The sequence below is a fragment of the Streptomyces sp. MBT53 genome (assembly GCF_016654115.1).
Lineage (GTDB): Bacteria > Actinomycetota > Actinomycetes > Streptomycetales > Streptomycetaceae > Streptomyces.
In genome coordinates, this window is record NZ_JAEQAZ010000201.1 from 1 (window position 1) to 17,445 (window position 17,445).

The 17,445-nt window shown below is 71.1% G+C and carries 15 protein-coding genes and 1 tRNA gene; 12 read left to right on the forward strand and 4 right to left on the reverse strand.

All coding sequences use genetic code 11. From position 1 onward, the window contains the following. From JHN45_RS42755 to JHN45_RS42770, 4 genes are all read left to right on the forward strand, one after another. Positions 1-319 (forward strand): DUF485 domain-containing protein (locus JHN45_RS42755; RefSeq protein ID WP_201054767.1); only part of this gene is annotated, 319 nt, incomplete at its 5' end. After that, complete coding sequence (locus JHN45_RS42760; protein ID WP_201054768.1) at positions 316-1,932, forward strand: cation acetate symporter; 1,617 nt, start codon at positions 316-318, stop codon at positions 1,930-1,932. The genes JHN45_RS42755 and JHN45_RS42760, both read left to right, overlap by 4 nt. A gap of 196 nt (positions 1,933-2,128) precedes the next feature. Further along, positions 2,129-3,838, forward strand: a complete 1,710-nt coding sequence (locus JHN45_RS42765; RefSeq protein WP_201054769.1) for a PHP domain-containing protein — start codon at positions 2,129-2,131, stop codon at positions 3,836-3,838. Then, a complete protein-coding gene (locus JHN45_RS42770; RefSeq protein ID WP_201054770.1) occupies positions 3,835-4,413 on the forward strand; it encodes a hypothetical protein in 579 nt (192 codons plus the stop codon). Before JHN45_RS42765 ends, JHN45_RS42770 begins: the two co-directional genes overlap by 4 nt. A gap of 103 nt (positions 4,414-4,516) precedes the next feature. On the opposite strand, the gene JHN45_RS42775 is transcribed toward JHN45_RS42770, so the two are convergent. From JHN45_RS42775 to JHN45_RS42785, 3 genes are all read right to left on the reverse strand, one after another. Beyond that, positions 4,517-5,404, reverse strand: a complete 888-nt coding sequence (locus tag JHN45_RS42775) for a cellulose-binding protein (protein ID WP_201054771.1) — start codon at positions 5,402-5,404, stop codon at positions 4,517-4,519. 187 nt (positions 5,405-5,591) lie between these two features. Then, entirely contained in the window at positions 5,592-8,498 is a 2,907-nt protein-coding gene (locus JHN45_RS42780) for an SUKH-4 family immunity protein (protein ID WP_201054772.1), read from the reverse strand. Between the two features lie 8 nt (positions 8,499-8,506). Continuing rightward, positions 8,507-9,505: an SMI1/KNR4 family protein gene (locus JHN45_RS42785; protein ID WP_201054773.1), complete on the reverse strand. Its 999-nt coding sequence runs from the start codon at positions 9,503-9,505 to the stop codon at positions 8,507-8,509. A gap of 338 nt (positions 9,506-9,843) precedes the next feature. On the opposite strand from JHN45_RS42785, the gene JHN45_RS42790 reads away from it, so the two are divergent. Both JHN45_RS42790 and JHN45_RS42795 read left to right on the forward strand, forming a co-directional pair. After that, positions 9,844-10,371, forward strand: coding sequence for a YwqJ-related putative deaminase (locus tag JHN45_RS42790; protein ID WP_200717758.1), 528 nt, complete (start codon positions 9,844-9,846; stop codon positions 10,369-10,371). 70 nt (positions 10,372-10,441) lie between these two features. Then, complete coding sequence (locus tag JHN45_RS42795; RefSeq protein WP_201054780.1) at positions 10,442-10,936, forward strand: SUKH-3 domain-containing protein; 495 nt, start codon at positions 10,442-10,444, stop codon at positions 10,934-10,936. A gap of 185 nt (positions 10,937-11,121) precedes the next feature. Here JHN45_RS42795 and JHN45_RS42800 read toward each other — a convergent pair whose 3' ends face one another. Continuing rightward, the gene (locus tag JHN45_RS42800; RefSeq protein ID WP_201054774.1) at positions 11,122-12,438 is read right to left on the reverse strand and encodes a sensor histidine kinase; all 1,317 of its coding nucleotides are present in this window, start codon (positions 12,436-12,438) and stop codon (positions 11,122-11,124) included. Positions 12,439-12,632: 194 nt separating this feature from the next. Here JHN45_RS42800 and JHN45_RS42805 point away from each other — a divergent pair. The 6 genes from JHN45_RS42805 to JHN45_RS42830 all read left to right on the forward strand — a co-directional run bounded on the left by JHN45_RS42805 (position 12,633) and on the right by JHN45_RS42830 (position 17,390). Continuing rightward, positions 12,633-12,704: transfer RNA gene (locus tag JHN45_RS42805), tRNA-Gln, on the forward strand. A gap of 175 nt (positions 12,705-12,879) precedes the next feature. Further along, complete coding sequence (gene glmU / locus JHN45_RS42810; protein WP_200714915.1) at positions 12,880-14,325, forward strand: bifunctional UDP-N-acetylglucosamine diphosphorylase/glucosamine-1-phosphate N-acetyltransferase GlmU; 1,446 nt, start codon at positions 12,880-12,882, stop codon at positions 14,323-14,325. A gap of 77 nt (positions 14,326-14,402) precedes the next feature. Beyond that, positions 14,403-15,383 carry a ribose-phosphate diphosphokinase gene (locus JHN45_RS42815; RefSeq protein ID WP_019064636.1) on the forward strand — a complete coding sequence of 327 codons (981 nt, stop codon included), beginning with the start codon at positions 14,403-14,405 and terminating at the stop codon, positions 15,381-15,383. A 227-nt stretch (positions 15,384-15,610) separates the two neighbouring features. Beyond that, positions 15,611-16,195: a 50S ribosomal protein L25/general stress protein Ctc gene (locus tag JHN45_RS42820; protein ID WP_200714916.1), complete on the forward strand. Its 585-nt coding sequence runs from the start codon at positions 15,611-15,613 to the stop codon at positions 16,193-16,195. Positions 16,196-16,277: 82 nt separating this feature from the next. Continuing rightward, entirely contained in the window at positions 16,278-16,880 is a 603-nt protein-coding gene (gene pth, locus JHN45_RS42825) for an aminoacyl-tRNA hydrolase (RefSeq protein WP_200714917.1), read from the forward strand. A 63-nt stretch (positions 16,881-16,943) separates the two neighbouring features. Further along, positions 16,944-17,390: a hypothetical protein gene (locus tag JHN45_RS42830; RefSeq protein WP_307783346.1), complete on the forward strand. Its 447-nt coding sequence runs from the start codon at positions 16,944-16,946 to the stop codon at positions 17,388-17,390. Positions 17,391-17,445 lie beyond the last annotated feature (55 nt).

The window sequence follows — 17,445 nt, forward strand, 5'->3', positions numbered from 1 at the left end:
ACGTCGTCCCTCCCTCGGCAACCACCGCGATCTGCGCGTCCTGCGCGGTGCGTACCGGCGGCAGCGGCGCGTGGCGAGTCTCACCGCGCTCGGTTACTTCTGCCTGTTCCTGACCCTGTCCGCGTTCGCGCCCCCGCTGATGTCGAGCACGGTCGTCGCGGGCGTGCCCACCGGGCTGCTCCTCGCGCTGGTCCAACTGCCCGTCACCTGGCTGGCGATAGCGCTCTACGAGCACACGGCCGCGCGACGCGTCGACCCCCTCGCGGACCGCATCCGCAAGCAGGCCGAACTGGACGCCAGACGGGAGGCGGCACGATGACCGGCTTCCACGACCCCGCGCCGCAGACCATGTCGCTCGTCGCCTTCACCACCGTCGCCACCCTCACGCTCCTGCTGTGCGTGATGACGGGACCCGACCGCGACGACCTCGACGAGTTCTACACGGGGTACGGCTCCCTCTCGCCGTTGCGCAACGGCCTTGCCATAGCGGGTGATTACATCTCCGCGGCGAGTGTGCTGGGCACGGGCGGGGTGATCGCCCTGTACGGCTACGACGGCGTGGTGCTCGCGCTGAGCACGGCGCTGTCGCTGATGCTGCTCATGTTCCTGCTGGCCGAACCGCTGCGCAACGCGGGCCGGTTCACGATGGGCGACGCGTTCGCGCGGCGGATGCCGGGACGGTCCGTGCGGATGGTCGCGTGCGCGGTGACCATCATCGCGCTGCTGCCGCTGATGCTGGTCCAACTCGCGGGCGCGGGCCAGCTGTTGGCGTTCATTCTCGGCTTCTCCGGCGACTCGCTCCAGACCGGCTGCATCATCGGTCTGGGCGTCCTGATGATCAGCTACGCGGCGATCGGCGGCATGAAGGGCACCGCCCTCATCCAGATCCTGAAGATCGTGATGCTGCTCGGTTCCGGAGCCGTGATCGCCGTACTGATACTGAACCGCTTCCACTGGGACCTGGGCGCCTTCTTCGACACGGCAGCGCGCCGGAGCGGGGTCGGAACGGCCTTCCTGCACTCGGGACTTGAGTTCGCCGGAGGCCCAAGTCCCCGGCTGGACATGATCAGTTCGCAGCTGACCGTCGTCCTGGGCGGCGCCTGCCTCCCGCACATCACGATGCGCATGTACACCGCGTCGAGCGCCCGGCAGGTGCGGCGGTCGATGTCGTGGGCGGTGTCGAGCGTGGCGCTGTTCGTGGTGATCGTGACGGTCGTCGGGTTCGGGGCCACGGCGCTGCTCGGGCGGGCGGCGATCGCGCGGGCCGACGCGCAGGGCAACACGGCGTATCTGCTGGGCTCACGGGCGGTGTTCGGGGCGGACGTGTCGACGGCGGAGACGCTGCTGTTCACCACCGTCACCACGGCCGTGTTCCTGACCCTGCTCGCCTCGGTCGCCGGGATGATCCTGGCCTGCGCCAACTCCCTTGCCCACGACGTCTTCGCGGCCCGTGTCGAGGAGATGCCGGTCCGCCGCGAGATGACGCTGGCCCGCTACTCCGCGCTGGCGGTGGGCGTTCCGGCGATCGTGCTGGCCACGCTGGTCCAGCACCGGGGCCTGCAACCCCTGGTGACCCTGTCCTTCTGCCTGGGCGCCTCGGCCATAGCGCCCGCTCTCGTCTACAGCCTCTTCTGGCGCCGCTACACGCGAACAGGCCTGCTCAGCACGCTCATTGGTGGCACCCTCGGCGTGCTGCTGCTGATGCCGGGCACCAATCTGGTCTCCGGCTCGCCGGCCGCCGCGTTCCCGGGCGCCGACTTCAACTGGTTCCCGTTCACCACCACCGGGCTCGTCACCATCCCGCTCGGCTTCCTCTGCGGCTGGCTCGGCACGCTCGCCTCGGGTCGGAAGAAGAAGGAGGAACAGCGCAGGCGGTACGAGGCGATGGAGGGCTGGATCCTGGCGGGCGCGGTACGGAGGGGCGAAGGATGACCAGTACGCGAGGGCGGAGGACGACCGGCACACGGGACGGATCATGACCGACGGAAAAGCCCTGCATGACTGCCGTTATAGCCGTGCATGACTCGTTCTTTGCCGCACCACCACCCCGACTCCCGCTGTTCACCGCTCCTTTTCAGACTCTGCACGTCCGAGCGTGAAGGTCCCTGCATTTCAGCGGGAGTTGAACATGAGCCACGGCCACAGTCACGGCGACCACGGTCACCACCACCATCACCACCACACGGACGGAGACGCCACCTCTCTGCCGCCCGCCCTCGACACGTCCATCCCGGACGCCGAGTTGACGCCCAGTCAGCTCTCGCGAAGAGGCATGCTGCGCCGAACCGGCCTGCTGGGCGCGGGACTCGCGGCGGGCAGCGTGCTCGCCGGCGCGGGGGAGGCAGCCGCGTCGGTGCAGCAGAGCCCGGCCAAGTCGTCGAAGGGCAACGGCGGTTACCTGTGGCTGGCCGGCGACCACCACATCCACACGCAGTACAGCAGCGACGCCAAGTACCGCGTCATCGACCACGTACGCCAGGCGAACGCGCACGGCCTGGACTGGATGGTCATCACCGACCACGGCAGTGTCGCGCACGCCAAGATCGGTGTGGAGAAGGTCAATCCGGACATCGTCGACGCCCGTGACAAGACCGACGACACCCTCGTCTTCCAGGGCCTGGAGTGGAACATCCCGGGCGCCGAGCACGGCACGGTGTTCGTGCACCCCGGCTCCAACGAGGTAGCCGTACTCAAGGAGTTCGAGAACTCCTTCGACGGCAGCGTCAACAACGCGAGCGGCAACTCCCCCGCCAACGAGGCCCTCGCCATCGCGGGCGTCAACTTCCTCGCCGACCAGGTCCGCCGCCGCAAGGTCAAGGACGCGCTGTTCCTCGCCAACCACCCGGCGCGCAAGGGCATCGACTCCCCGCACGAGATCCGCGGCTGGCGCGACGCGCAGCCCACGATCGCCGTCGGCATGGAGGGCGCCCCCGGTCACCAGGCGGGCGGCATCCCGAAGCCGAACGGCCCGGGCAGCGGACGCGGCATCTACGACAACAGTCCCAGCGCCGACTCGTTCGCCGGTTACCCGCTGGAGAGCTACCGCACCTGGGGCGGCTTCGACTGGATGACGGCCACGGTCGGCGGCCTGTGGGACAGCCTCCTCGCCGAGGGCAAGCCCTGGTGGATCACCGCCAACTCCGACTCCCACAACGTGTACGCGGACACCGCCGTACGCGGCCCGGGCGGCGACTTCAACGCCAACGGCCGCTACAACGACCCGGTCTACGGCACCGGTATCAGCCTCACCGACACCGACTTCTGGCCCGGCCAGTACTCCCGCACGCACGTCGGCGCGGCCTCCTTCTCGTACAAGGCGGTCATGGACGGCATCCGCGCGGGCCGCGTCTGGGTCGACCACGGCGGCCTGATCAGCGGCCTCGACGCCCGCCTGGTCTCCGGTGGCCATGAGGTCACCCTCGGCAGCGCGCTGCACGTCCGCCGCGGCGCCCAGGTCGACCTGGTCATCCGCATCAGCCTGTCCAACGGCCCCAACTGGGCCCAGTTCCAGCCCTCGTTGGCCCGCGTCGACGTCATCCAGGGCGATGTGACCGGACCGGTCGCGGACAAGGACACCTTCTCCACCCCCACCACGAAGGTCGTCAAGTCCTTCGAGGTGGACAAGTCCACCGGCACCGTCCGCCTCACGTACTCCCTCGGCCGCCTCGACAAGCCGGTCTACGTCCGCCTCCGCGGCACCGACGGCAACCGCTCCGCCGTCGGCGTCAACGGAGCGGCCGTAGACCCCGTAGGCCCCGCGATGGACGTCCTCGGTGACGCCGACCCGTGGAAGGACCTCTGGTTCTACTCCAACCCGATGTGGGTCCTGCCCGCATGAGCACGTCCTACGACCCGTCCGGCGTCCACCCCGTCCTCGGGGTGGACGCCGGCACGACGACCCTCCGCGAGGCCGACCACCTCGTCCGCGACCTCGCGTCCACCCTCGCGCTCCCCCCGGGAACGGTCGCCTGCACCCACCTGATCCGCACGGACGCGCGCCGGGGGACGGCCGTATCGCTGGAGTTCCCGGACCACGAATCGGCCGCAACCGCATGGCGACACCTCACGGAGTCCGAGCCACCCCAGGGCGACCGGGAAGCCGCCACCCAGGCGGCCACCGACCACACGGCCCGCCGCTCGGGCCGAGCAGTCCTGTTCCCCGGCATGGAACACCTCACCGGGACGGTCCCCCTGTCCGACCTGCTGGAACGGACGGCCATCGACCGGGTGATCGTGGTCGGCGCCACCTCCGGCGAACTCCCGACCCCCACAACCCCCGTACACACCCAGGACCACGTACGACCCGAGTGGCGCGAGGGCGAGTTGGTCCTGGCCCTGGTCCCGGCGGTGGGAGGCACCCTGGCCCCGTTCGAGGTCCCCAACCCGACACCTTGCTGCGCCGACCACGGGTGACTTGGAACGCCGGACGACTGTCCTTGCCCAAGGGGCGCGGGGCTGTATCAATGTGCGGCTCCGCCGCGTGGGCGCGACCAGCCCCCACCGGCCCGCAGCCACATCACTCAGCCGGCGCCCGCCCCGTAAGCGCGGTCAAACTGCTCCGCACATGATCCATATGCGCCTGCACGTCGTCCCACGTCTCCCCGTGCTCACGCAGCACCCGCTCCGTGTCGCGGGCGATCCGCTCCGCCCGCACCCGCGCCTCCGCCACCACCTCGGCCGCCCGCTCAGCCGCCTCCTCCTGCCGCCGCCGATCCGACAACTCGGCGTCGGCAAAGGCCTGTTGAGCCTCGGCGAGGGCGGCCTCCGCACAAGCCACCCGCTCGGCGCACCGCGCGTCCACCGCAGCCGCCCGCTCCTCCGCGAAGCGTTCCGCCTCGGCCCAGCGCTCGGCGTGCTCCTTGGCCTGCTCGCCGAGCATCGCGGCGGTGCGCTGCCGTACCTCGCGGAGCGCGGCGAGCGCCTCTGTGCGCCCCTCCTTCACCTCGCGCCGGGCTCCGATGCGGAGGTCGTCGGCCTCGGCGCGGGCCAAGAGGAGCCGCTGCCGGGCACGTTCCTCCACCTCCGCGCGGAGCGCGTCCGCGTGTTCCCGCGCCTCCTGAAGCACACCGGCGGCGCGCGCCTCGACCCGCGCGACCTCTTCGCGCGCCGAACTCCGCGCGAACTCCCGTACGGCGGCGGCCTCTTCCTCCCCCAGCCGGAACAGCCGCTGCGCCCGCTCGCCCAGCGTCTCGTACGTCTGCGGGGCGAGCCGCGCCACCGTCTCCCGCAGCCGCTCGGCCTCCGCCTCCATGTCCCTGGCCAGTACGGTCAGCCGCGCGGCCCGTTCCCACGCGGCGTCCCGGTGCCGCGACAGCCCTGCCGCGTACGCGTCCACCTGGGCGGGTCGGTAACCGCGCCCCCGTACTGCCACGAAGCCACGTGGCGACACCGATGCGCTGCTCATCCTGGAACCCCTCTCCACCCGACGGACACGAAATGATGATTTCGCGCATATCTTGATGGATAGGACATAAGGGTTCATAACGCGACACTCCGGGTGCGGGTCACGGGTATCGCGCACGCAAAAAGGGCCGGGCCCGGTCGTCCGACCGGGCCCGGCCCTTCTCTACGGCCTGTTCAGCGCACCGGCGTCACAGCAGCCCGTCCCACATCTGCTCCAGCAGCACCGACCACCAGCTCTCCGGCGAACCGAGCGCCGCCGGGTCCAGCGAGGCCAGCTGGGCCTGGAAGTCGACGGTCCAGCGGCCCGCCTGCTCCTGGTTGAGCCCGTACCGCAGTCGCCACATCCGGCCGAGCAGCGCCAGACAGCGCGCGAACTCGGGCAGCCCCGTGTTCACGAACTGCGGCGGTACGGAGGCACCGCCCGGCCCCGCCTCCACGGGCACCGCGACGATGTTCGCCGTGCCGTACTGGACGCAGATCGCCTTGCCGAAGTCGCTGCCCATGACGAGATAGGAACCCGCGTCGGCGGACGGCCGCACCCCGCGCTCCTGCGCGAGTTCCGCCAACGTCGGTACCGGGCGGCCCGGTTGGGCCTGCGCCCAGAAGAACGGGCCCATGTCCATCGGCAGCCCCGCCGCGACCAGCGTGTGCGCCACGACCGGCGGCACGCCCTGCCGGGACACCGCAGCCTGCTCGAACCGGAACACCCCCGGCCCGAACGCGCCCGCCAGCTCCTGCGCGATCGCCTCCGGCGGGACCGGCGGCGTCGGCTGCACCGGCGGCAACGGCGCCCGCACCGGGGCGAGTCGGGCCGGCCCGTCCGCCACCTGGTGCAACTCGCCCTGGTGCGCGATGAGTTCACGCATCCCCTGCTGCCGGCTCGCGTGATCCGTGCCGTACGGCGCGATGCTGGCGATGCGGGCCTGCGGCCACTGTTCGCGGATCATCCGTGCGCAGTACGCGCCCGGCAGTTCGCAGGACTCCAACTCCGTGTGGAGTTCCAGGACTTGGTCCGGCGGGATGTTCAGGCCGCGCAGTTCGTGGAAGATCTGCCACTCCGGGTGCGGCGTCCCCGGCGCGGACCGCCGGATGAGCTGCTGCTCGGAGCCGTCCGGCGCGCGGTAGCGCAACACGGCCTGATAGCCCGGTCCCACGGTCGGCTGCCCCTGCTGCGGATAGCCGTAGGCAGGCTGCTGCTGACCGGGGAACGGCTGACCGGGCCCGGGAGGCGCGGGGTGACCGTGGCCGGGTGCCTGCTGTCCCGGAGGCGGCATCGCACCCGGCGGCATCGGCTGCGGCGGGGCGCCCGGAGGCATCCCCGGAGCACCCAACGCACCGGGCGCGCCCGGGAATTGAGGCGCCGGAGGAGCACCGGGCCCACCCGCCGGCGGCCCGGCCAACATGGTCTCCGCACGATGCACGGCACCGGGAGCACCACCCTGCGGGCCGGAGGCGCCGGGGGCACCAGGGTTGTACGGCGGCGGAGGCGTGCCGGGGGCCTGCGGCTGCTGCGCGGCGCCGGGCACACCAGGAGCGCCGGGCGGCTTGGGCGCGCCCGGAGCACCGGGAACGCCGGGGGCACCGGGCGGCTGCTGGCCACCCGGCCCCGCGAGACCGCCCGGCCCGGGGTCGGCGAACATCGTGGCGGCATGGTGAACTCCACCCGGAGGCGGACCCCCGGGAGTGTCCGACCCACCGGGACCACCCGGACCGGCCAGCCCCTCCGGGCCGAGCCCCGAAACCATCTGCGTCGGTACATACCCACCCGCCGGCGGCGGAGGTGGCGGCGGCGGCCCGGCAGGCGTACCGCCCGGTCGCGCGCCCGGCGTCCCCGGGGCACCCGGCGGAGGCGGCGGGTTCGACCCACCGCTGCGCGCCCGGCGCGGCGGAGGCGCCGCCTTGCTGGTGGCCGCGTCGGCGATGTCCCCGGCGTTGGGCGCGAGCGCCCGCCCCGGCGCACCGGGACTCCCCGGAGCGTGCGGCACGTTGCCGGCACCGTCCGGCCCCTGGGGATACCCGTAGGCCGACGGCCCCACCCCGGGTCCACCCTGCGGACCACCGGGAGGCGGCGTACCAGGACCACCCGGGCCACCGGGACCACCGGGCCCCTGGGGATACCCGTACGACGACGCAGCGGGCGCCCCCTGCGGACCGGGCCCACCCGGACCCTGAGCCGCTCCGGAACCCTGGGGATACCCGTACGACGGAGGCGGCGTACCACCAGCGCCACCAGGGCCGCCGGACCCGCCGGGTCCACCACCCTGTCCCGGCCGCGAACTCCCCGCTCCCCCACGGGGGTTGGCGTCATCCAGTGCCTGTGCGACTGCTGTGGGCGGGAGTTGGCTGCCGCCGGACATCAGCGCGGTCTCGGCGTCGGCCGGGGTCTCGTCCTCGCGCTGCTCGCTCAGCGGCGGTGCGAACACGGTCGCGGGCAGCGGTACCGAACGGTCCTCGCCCGGATCCGCGTTGGTGTCGGTCCCCGCCCACGGCGTGGCCCCGGCCGGCACGCCGTGCGCACCCGGCGCCTCGGCGCCGCCACCGGCATCCGGCCAGGCCGAAGCGGCCGGCACCCCGGCCTGAGTCTCCGGCAGCGAACCCGAACGCGAGCCCGCCAACGGCCCCGAAGGCGAACCCGCAGACGGCGCCGAGGGCGAGGGCGAAGCCGAGCCCCCAACACCAGCCCCCGCACCGGAACTTGCCCCTGCCCCCCGGCGATCCTGGATCCCGATCTTGTCCGCCGCCTCCTGCAACCACTCCGGCGGACTCAGCAGGAACGACGTCTGGTTGAGGTCCACCCGCGCGGGAGCGGCGGGCACCGCGTCGGCGACCTCGTCCGGGCGGCCGTACTCCTCCTCGTAGCGGCGGATGACCTCGCCCACAGGCAGGGCGGGCCACAGGGTGGCCTCGCCGCTGTCGCGGGCGAGGACGAGCCGCTGCCCGCCGCCGTCCGAACGCGGGCCGTCGGCGCGGTCCTCGGCCCAGGCCACGAAGCCGAGTTCGAACTCCCGCACCCGCACCTCGCGGTGCTGGTACGAGGGCACGTCCCCGTTGATCCATTCCTCGGCGCGCTCCTGCGCCTGTGCGAAGGTCACCATCGTTCAGTTCACTCCCCCACCGCGGCGGCCGAAGGCACCGGTACCGATCGTGCGAACCCGCCGTCCACCATCAGGTTCGCCACCGTGTCCAACTCCGGTGGATTTCCCGCGAGTCGGCCAAGGAACTGGTCGAAGTCGCCCCCGGCGGACAGCAGTAGCCGCTCGACCCGGGCGGGCGGTGCCCAGGACGGATCGACGTCGCGGGCGTCGTCGTAAGCACAGAACCACACCGAACCGATCGCAGCACCCTTCACCTTCACCGCGAGCAGGCCGCCCTGGACGAAGCCGACGGCGAGGTAGTCCTTGGTGAGGTGGTCGCGCAGGCATTTGTTGACGTAGACGAGGTCGTTGACGGCCGCCTCGTCGCGCACCGTGAAGAACGGCTGGTCGATCAACAACCCCAACTCGGCGTCCAGAGCGGTGCCGATGGGCGCGCTCCCGCCGGCCGCCTTGAGGAACGACCGGTAGGCGCCCGGGAGTCGGTAGCCGAGGTCCTCCTCGACGCCCTGCACCTGCGCCTCGGTGACCGCGAGCGAGGACTTCGGCAGGCCGAAGTGCGCGGGACGGGTCTCCTGCAGCGGGCGGGTGCCGCGCTTGTTGTGGTCGACGGCCGCCGTGGCGATCCCGCCGTGGTGCCGCAGCAGCGCCTTGACCTCGACGGGGACGAGTTCGAGGCGCCGGGTGCCGACCACGTGGTGCCAGGTCCAGCCGTGCGGGGTGGCCACCGCGGGCACCGTGTCCCACAACTGGTGCCCGGCCGCGGCCAAAGCGGCATTCGCCGACACATAGTCGGTCAGCCGCAGTTCGTCGACGCCGAAACCCTCCGGGGGCTCGGCGATCTCGGCCGCGGCGCGCGCGTACGGCGAGAAGTCGGGGTAGCCGCGCTCGTCCATCCGCACCCCTCTCGGGTGACGGGCCGCCCGGACCGGATCCGGGAAGTGCACGACCTGCCCGGCGTAGGCCGCGTTCGGTGGCGCGGCTTGTTGCCCGAGCCGACCTGTCGTCATGGCGGTTGCCCCCTGCGGCATTCAGTACGATTCACAGCAGGCGCATGTCCGACTCGCCCCACTGTGCCCCGTATCGACTGTCTCGTCTTCTTGACGTCTTCGTTCGACTGTCTCCACGCGTCGACCGCGTGGATCGCGGTGCGGACAGCCTATGCGGTACGGCGGCACGGGTCACCGGCAGCGGTCACCGACCCCCCTCACCGGACCTTCACTTCCGTGACCTGCCGTCACCCCGCCGTGACAGCCCGCCGAAGCCCTGGCGTGTCGCACCGCCCCAGCTACCGCACCCGCCACGGCATTTGGCACTCTGAGACCCGCCGGGGGATGCTCGGGAGGGGATGACGATCATGAACGCGACGCAGACGGGACCGCACACCGGGGCGTCCGGCGACCCCAGGGTCGGCTGGAGCGCCACCGAGGGACGGCACACGCCGACCCTCAGCCACCGCCGTGACGGCATACTTCCGACCGTCGCAGCCGCTCTCTCCGTACGCGGCGCGACGACCCTCACCGGCACCGCCGCCCGGGGCGACCAGCCCCCCACCCTGCACCCGCTCGTACAGGACTTCCTCGACACCCTCACCAGCGCCCAGCGCGACCGTTTCACCGGCCGCTGCGCCGAGGCGATCCTGATCTCCCGCCACATCGCCGCCGCCGACGCCGAGCGCAGCAAACGCGCCGCGCGCAAGCCGATGACCAACGGCGAGGCCCGCAAGACCCTCAAGCAGGCCAAGCTCACCGCCCGCCGCATCCGCGAGGACGGCGACCCCCTGCACGGCAGCTTCGCCGCCCCCTGCCGGGCCTGCGCAGCCCTCAGCGCCCACTTCGGCGTCCGAGTCGTGGACCCCGCGACGGAGAACGGCTGACACCCAACCCCCACTCAGGACAACGCACCACCCAGCACCACCTCCCATGCCGCCGACGATCGAAGGGCAGATGCACCCCGACCGCCACTCCTCCACGCGCTTTTCCGTACCCGTCGACGCCGCCCTGCGCGCCGCCGGCTGGCAGCCCGGCCGCTGGGACATAAAACAGGCCGAGATCTGGGCGGACACCCTGCGCGACCACACCTCGCCCGCAGGCCACCAGCACGCCGTGTTCCCGGCAGCAGTGGAGGCGTGGGCCGAGTTCGGCGGCCTGCGCATCGCCCCCACCGGCCCCGGCCGCCAGATCGCCCCCGCCGCACTCCACCTGGACCCGCTGCACGGCCTGCACATGGCCCGCACCCTCGGCGACCTCGGCCGCGCCCTCGACACCGACGTCAGCCCCCTCGGCGAGGAACCCGACACCCAGTCCCTCCTGGCCATCGACGCCGAGGGCCGCGTCTACGCCCTCGACCACACCGGCGACTGGTACCTGGGCCAGGACATCGACCAGGCCCTGACCGCCCTGGTCTCAGGCATGGAGCCGGTACGCCTCACGGCGGGCTGAGCGGCACCCGAGCGGACCGTCAGCCGCGTACGGCGAGAAGGTGACGTGTCGGGGGGTGTCCGCCCGCAGCGGTTGGCGCGTCAACACCGCCACGATCTTGCGAGACCGATTCCGCGCCGTTCCGAGGACGGACACCCCCCGACGCGGCACCGACCCACACCGAACGCAGGGCGAAGGCCCCACCCTCAGACAGCCGGAATAACCGCTGAAACCCGAAACCCACCGGCGTCCGTGGGCCCCGACACAAACACCCCGCCCAACGCCAGAACCCGCTCCCGCATCCCGACCAGACCGTTCCCCCCGGACGGCAGCCGGGCCGCCGAGGCGGACGCGGGCTCGGGCGGCGGTTCGTTCTCGACCTGCATCGCGATCTCCGACACCCGGTGCGCGAGCCGTACATGCGTCTTGGCACCGGCCGCGTGCTTGTGGACGTTGGTCAACGCCTCCTGCACCACCCGGTAAGCGGTCTGCTCGATCTCAGCCGCGTACGACCGCGTCTCCCCCTCGACGGACAGATCGACGGCCATCCCGGCGGCGGCGGACTGCCCGAGCAACTCGTCCACGTCCGACAGACACGGCCCGTCGCCCCCGCCCTCGTCGTCCACGACCCGCGAGGCGGCCGCGGCGGCGGCCACCCCCACCGCGACCAACGGCACGGCGGACCGCTCCCGACTGCCCACCCCGTCCCCGCTCCGCAGCACCCCGAGCATCTCCCGCAACTCGGTCAGCGCCTGCCGCCCCATGTCTCCCACGAGCGCCGCGTTCTTGACGGCCTTCTCCGGATCCTTCCGCGCAACGGCCTGCAAGGCAGCCGCATGCACCACCATCAGACTCACCCGATGCGCCACGACGTCGTGCATCTCCCGCGCGATCCGGGTCCGCTCCTCACCCCGCGCCCACTCGGCCCGCTCCTCGGCCCGCTCCGCGAGAAGCTGCAACTCCCGCTCCAGGCTGTCCGCGCGCTCCCGAAGGCTCTCCATCAGACGCCGCCGCGCGCCCACATACATCCCGAGCAACACAGGCGGCGCGGTCATCCCGACCGCGGTCGTAATGGAGGCGAACGGCACGAACCAGTCGCCGAGTTCCCAGGTCCCGCGCTGGGTGTCCTGCTTCACCCGCACGAACATGACGATCAGCATGCCGAGGAAGGACATCCCGGCCAGCGACCCGATGATCCGGCGAGGCAGCTCCGACGCGGCAAGCGTGTAGAGCCCGACGATGCCCATCAGGTAGCCCATCTGGGCCGGAGTAATAGCGATGGACACCAGCACCACAGCGATGGGCCACTTCCGCCGCACGACCAGCGTCGACCCGGCCAGCACACCGAACACGACACCCACGGCCGCCGGAACCCCCGCGTCGTGCGCGAACCGGACCCCCTCCGCCCCGCACTCCGCCGCGGAGCCGGCGGCAAGCCCCACGTCGAGTACCGCACTACGCCACCTGGTCCACCACCACGGCCCTCCCCGGCCCGTGGTGTGCTCTTCCCCCGTCGTGGTCATGCCTCCAGCCTACGGGCGCGGGGCCCCGCTTTTCCGTCGAGTTTCGACGAGTTGCCTACACCACTGCGCGTAATCGAACAATGACGAAACCGATCACCACGGAGAAGTACCGTCGCACGGAGGCCATTGCGTACGGCATAGTGTTTGTTGCCCACTCGGCGACCAGACGAAATGTCCGGTCCGAACGAGTTTGATCCCCCGTGGTGTAATTGGCAGCACCGTGGCTTTTGGTGCCATTTGTCCGGGTTCGAGTCCTGGCGGGGGAGCAAAATCCGATCGCAACTGAGCGACAACGGATCGACAACTGGGCAACTCCCTCCCCCAGCACCCCTCTTCGGGCCCTGACAGCACTGTCAGGGCCCACTCTCATGTCCCCCATGAAACGCCCCGGTATCCTGCGAATGTCCACCCCCCAGCATTCCGAAGCCGAAGGGCATACCCGTGAGCGCCATTCGCCCGGCAGCCGTCGTCGTACTCGCAGCGGGTGAGGGCACCCGTATGAAGTCGGCCACACCGAAGGTCCTGCACGAGATCTGTGGCCGCACCCTCGTCGGTCATGTGCTGGCCGCCGCCCGCGAGTTGGAGCCGGAGAACCTGGTCGTCGTCGTCGGGCACGCCCGCGAGAAGGTGACCGCCCACCTCGGCGAGACGGACCCCGGAGTGCGCACCGCGGTCCAGGCCGAGCAGAACGGCACCGGGCACGCCGTACGGATGGCGCTGGAGGAACTCGGAAACATCGACGGCACGGTCGTCGTCGTCTGCGGCGACACCCCCTTGCTCCGAGGCGCAACCCTGCGCGAGCTCACGGCGAACCACACCACCGACGGCAACGCCGTGACCGTCCTGACCGCCGAGGTCCCGGACGCCACCGGCTACGGCCGGATCGTGCGCGACGGCGCCTCCGGCGCGGTGACCGCGATCGTCGAGCACAAGGACGCCTCCGACTCGCAGCGGGCGATCCGGGAGATCAACTCCGGGGTCTTCGCCTTCGACGGACAGCTGCTCGCCGACGCGCTCGGCAAGGTGCGCACCGACAACAGCCAGGGCGAGGAGTACCTCACGGACGTGCTCGGCATCCTGCGCGAGGCCGGGCACCGGGTCGGCGCCTCCGTCGCGGGCGACCACCGCGAGATCGCCGGCATCAACAACCGTGTGCAGCTCTCCGAGGCCCGCCGCATCCTCAACGACCGGCTGCTGACCGAGGCCATGCTCGGCGGGGTCACCGTCATCGACCCGGCGACGACCTGGATCGACGTCGAGGTCACCTTCGACCAGGACGCGATCGTCCACCCCGGCACCCAGCTGCACGGCACCACCCACCTCGGCGAGGGCGCCGAGGTCGGCCCCAACACCCGCCTGACGGACACCGTCGTCGACGCGGGCGCCCGCGTCGACAACACCGTCGCCGTCAGCTCGCACATCGGCCCGGGGGCGAGCGTCGGACCGTACGCCTACCTCCGTCCCGGCACCCGCCTGGGCGCGAAAGGCAAGATCGGGACATACGTCGAGACGAAGAACGCGACCATCGGCGAGGGCACGAAGATCCCGCACCTCTCCTATGTCGGGGACGCGACGATCGGCGAGTACAGCAACATCGGGGCCGCCAGCGTGTTCGTCAACTACGACGGACAGGCCAAACATCACACCACCGTCGGGTCGCACTGCCGTACAGGGTCGGACAATATGTTTGTGGCACCTGTCACGGTCGGGGACGGCGCATACACCGCCGCCGGCTCCGTGATCACCAAGGACGTACCGCCCGGTTCGCTGGCCGTGGCCCGTGGCCAGCAGCGGAATATCGAGGGCTGGGTGGCCCGCAAGCGTCCGGGAAGCGCGGCGGCGAAGGCCGCGGAAACCGCTTCCCGCCAGGACGCGAACGAAGACTGACCGGAAACGAGTGCGTTCAGGACGGCGTACCGTGATAAACGCACACCCAGTTGAATGACCTCTGAGGAGACAGTGCTGTGACCGGGATCAAGACGACCGGCGAGAAGAAGATGATGTTCTTCTCCGGCCGCGCCCACCCCGAGCTTGCCAAGGAGGTCGCCCAGCAGCTGGGTGTCGGGGTCGTCCCGACCAAGGCCTTCGACTTCGCGAACGGCGAGATCTACGTCCGCTTCGAGGAGTCGGTGCGCGGCGCGGACTGTTTCGTGATCCAGAGCCACACGGCCCCGATCAACCAGTGGGTCATGGAGCAGCTGATCATGATCGACGCGTTGAAGCGCGCGTCGGCCCGCTCCATCACGGTGATCGTGCCGTTCTACGGCTACGCACGGCAGGACAAGAAGCACCGTGGCCGTGAGCCGATCTCGGCCCGCCTGATCGCGGACCTGATGAAGACGGCGGGCGCCCACCGCATCCTCACCGTCGACCTGCACACCGACCAGATCCAGGGCTTCTTCGACGGCCCGGTCGACCACCTCTTCGCCCTCCCGCTCCTCGCGGACTACGTGGGCTCCAAGGTCGACCGCAGCAAGCTGACCGTCGTCTCCCCGGACGCCGGCCGCGTGCGCGTCGCCGACCGCTGGTGCGACCGCCTCGGCGCGCCGCTGGCGATCGTGCACAAGCGGCGCGACAAGGACGTGGCGAACCAGGTGACCGTCCACGAGGTCGTCGGCGAGGTCAAGGGCCGCGTCTGCGTCCTGGTCGACGACATGATCGACACCGGCGGCACGATCTGCGCCGCGGCGGACGCGCTGTTCGCGCACGGCGCGGAGGACGTCATCGTGACGGCCACGCACGGCGTGCTCTCCGGCCCCGCGGCCGACCGCCTGAAGAACTCCCGCGTCAGCGAGTTCGTCCTCACCGACACGCTCCCCACGCCGGGCGAGGTCGGCGCCGACCTCGACAAGATCACGGTCCTGTCGATCGCCCCGACCATCGCGAGCGCGGTCCGAGAGGTCTTCGAGGACGGCTCGGTGACGAGCCTGTTCGACGAGCACTGACCCCCGCGGTCGTAGATCCGTCGTAGATCGATTTCTGATACGGCCTCCCCGCCGAGTAAGCTGCTCAAGTTGCTCGGCGAGGGAGGCCGTACCGGTATCCAGGTACGGCGGTCCGTTATCGACGCGCTCTTCGTAGCAGGCCGATGTTCGGCCGGGTGACCGCCCCCACTCTCGACTTCGCTCGAGCGGGGGGACCCCCACCCCCAACTGTTCTACGAGGAGTGACCATGGCCGACGTCAAGCTCACCGCCGAGACCCGCACCGAGTTCGGCAAGGGTGCCGCCCGCCGTATCCGCCGCGAGAAGAAGGTTCCCGCCGTGGTCTACGGCCACGGTGTGGACCCGCTGCACGTCACGCTGCCGGGCCACGAGCTGCAGCTCGCCCTGCGTACCCCGAACGTCCTGCTGACCCTGGACATCGAGGGCAAGACCCAGCTCGCCATCCCGAAGGCCGTCCAGCGCGACGCCATCAAGGGCTACCTCGAGCACGTCGACCTGCTCACCGTGAAGAGCGGCGAGAAGGTCACCGTCGAGGTCTACGTCCACACCGAGGGCGAGCTGGCCCCGGGCTCCTTCCTGCTGGAGCACGTCCTCAGCACGATCACCGTCGAGGCCGAGGCCACGCACATCCCCGAGTCGGTCACCGTGTCCATCGCGGGCCTGGAGGCCGGTGCCTCCATCGCCGCCAAGGACATCCCGCTGCCCAAGGGCACCACGCTGGCCATCGACGAGGACGCGGTCGTCCTCCAGGTGCTGGCCGCCCAGGCGGAAGAGGCGCCCGCCGACGGCGAGGCCGAGTCCACCGAGGCCTGATCCTCACCTTCACCACGGTGTCAGCCGCTGTTCCCACCGGGAGCAGCGGCTGGCGCGTATCGAGGAGACGTGTCAAGGAGACATGGACGTGACGACCGACGCGAACGCCCCCTGGCTGATCGTGGGCCTCGGCAATCCCGGCCCCGAGTACGCCAACAACCGGCACAACGTGGGCTTCATGGTGGCCGACCTGCTCGCGGAGCGGATCGGCGGCAAGTTCAAGCGGGCCGGCAAGGCGCAGGCGCAGGTCCTGGAGGGCCGGCTCGGTGCGCCGGGTCCGGCGAGCCGCCGGGTCGTGCTGGTGAAGCCGACGTCGTACATGAACCTGTCGGGCGGCCCGGTCAACGCGCTGCGTGACTTCTACAAGGTGCCGCTCGCGAACATCGTCGCGGTCCACGACGAGCTGGACATCGACTACGGCACCCTCCGCCTGAAGCTCGGCGGCGGCGACAACGGCCACAACGGGCTGAAGTCGATGACGAAGGCGATGGGCCCGGACTACCACCGGGTGCGGTTCGGGATCGGGCGCCCGCCGGGCCGTATGCAGGTGGCGGACTTCGTACTGAAGGACTTCTCGTCCACCGAGCGCAAGGAACTGGACTTCCTCGTGGACCGCGCCACCGACTCGGTGGAGTGTCTGGTGAGCGAGGGCCTGGAGCGGGCGCAGAGCGCGTACAACTCCTGACTTGACCGACTTGTGAGTCACCGGAGTTGACCGCGTGTGCGGGTATGGCCAATGATCCCCGCCATGAACTTCGGACGGCTCGCGGGGATGGGCACGGTCGCCGCGCTGATCCTGATCGCCGGGGTGTGGGGCTCCTGGCCCACCGCGTACAACGTGATGCTGACCAAGGGCCGCGAGAGCGGCACGATCCAGGTCACCGCGTGCGGCGACGACACCTGCACCGGTCCGTACACACCGGTGTCGACCGGATCGAAAGCCCGCGCCACCGTCGTCATCGACCACACGGTCGCGGTGAAGAAGGGCAAGACGTACGCGGTGGTCGTGAAGCCCGGCACCGACGAGGTGATGCGATCCGGCCCCGCCGGCATCCTCTACGCCTGGGTCCCCCTGGGCGGCGCCCTCCTGCTGGCCTCGGTGGTGGTCGCCGGCGGCCTGCGCCTGACCCGCGCCGCGTGGGTACTGGCCGGCTCGGGGATCGCGCTGCTGACGGCGGCGTTCGTCGCCCTCTGACCGCTGGAAAGACGGGTGCCCCCGAGCCGCTACGGCAGCTCGGGGGCACCCTTTT

Bases quoted from the DNA above. Each gene is read 5' to 3' on its own strand.
- JHN45_RS42765 (WP_201054769.1), top strand. From the start codon at position 2,129: ATGAGCCACGGCCACAGTCACGGCGACCACGGTCACCACCACCATCAC.
- pth (WP_200714917.1), top strand. From the start codon at position 16,278: ATGGACGTGACGACCGACGCGAACGCCCCCTGGCTGATCGTGGGCCTC.
- JHN45_RS42820 (WP_200714916.1), top strand. From the start codon at position 15,611: ATGGCCGACGTCAAGCTCACCGCCGAGACCCGCACCGAGTTCGGCAAG.
- JHN45_RS42785 (WP_201054773.1), bottom strand. From the start codon at position 9,505: ATGACGACAGGTCGGCTCGGGCAACAAGCCGCGCCACCGAACGCGGCC.
- JHN45_RS42790 (WP_200717758.1), top strand. From the start codon at position 9,844: ATGACGATCATGAACGCGACGCAGACGGGACCGCACACCGGGGCGTCC.
- JHN45_RS42770 (WP_201054770.1), top strand. From the start codon at position 3,835: ATGAGCACGTCCTACGACCCGTCCGGCGTCCACCCCGTCCTCGGGGTG.
- JHN45_RS42780 (WP_201054772.1), bottom strand. From the start codon at position 8,498: ATGGTGACCTTCGCACAGGCGCAGGAGCGCGCCGAGGAATGGATCAAC.
- JHN45_RS42760 (WP_201054768.1), top strand. From the start codon at position 316: ATGACCGGCTTCCACGACCCCGCGCCGCAGACCATGTCGCTCGTCGCC.
- JHN45_RS42795 (WP_201054780.1), top strand. From the start codon at position 10,442: ATGCACCCCGACCGCCACTCCTCCACGCGCTTTTCCGTACCCGTCGAC.
- JHN45_RS42830 (WP_307783346.1), top strand. From the start codon at position 16,944: ATGAACTTCGGACGGCTCGCGGGGATGGGCACGGTCGCCGCGCTGATC.
- JHN45_RS42775 (WP_201054771.1), bottom strand. From the start codon at position 5,404: ATGAGCAGCGCATCGGTGTCGCCACGTGGCTTCGTGGCAGTACGGGGG.
- JHN45_RS42800 (WP_201054774.1), bottom strand. From the start codon at position 12,438: ATGACCACGACGGGGGAAGAGCACACCACGGGCCGGGGAGGGCCGTGG.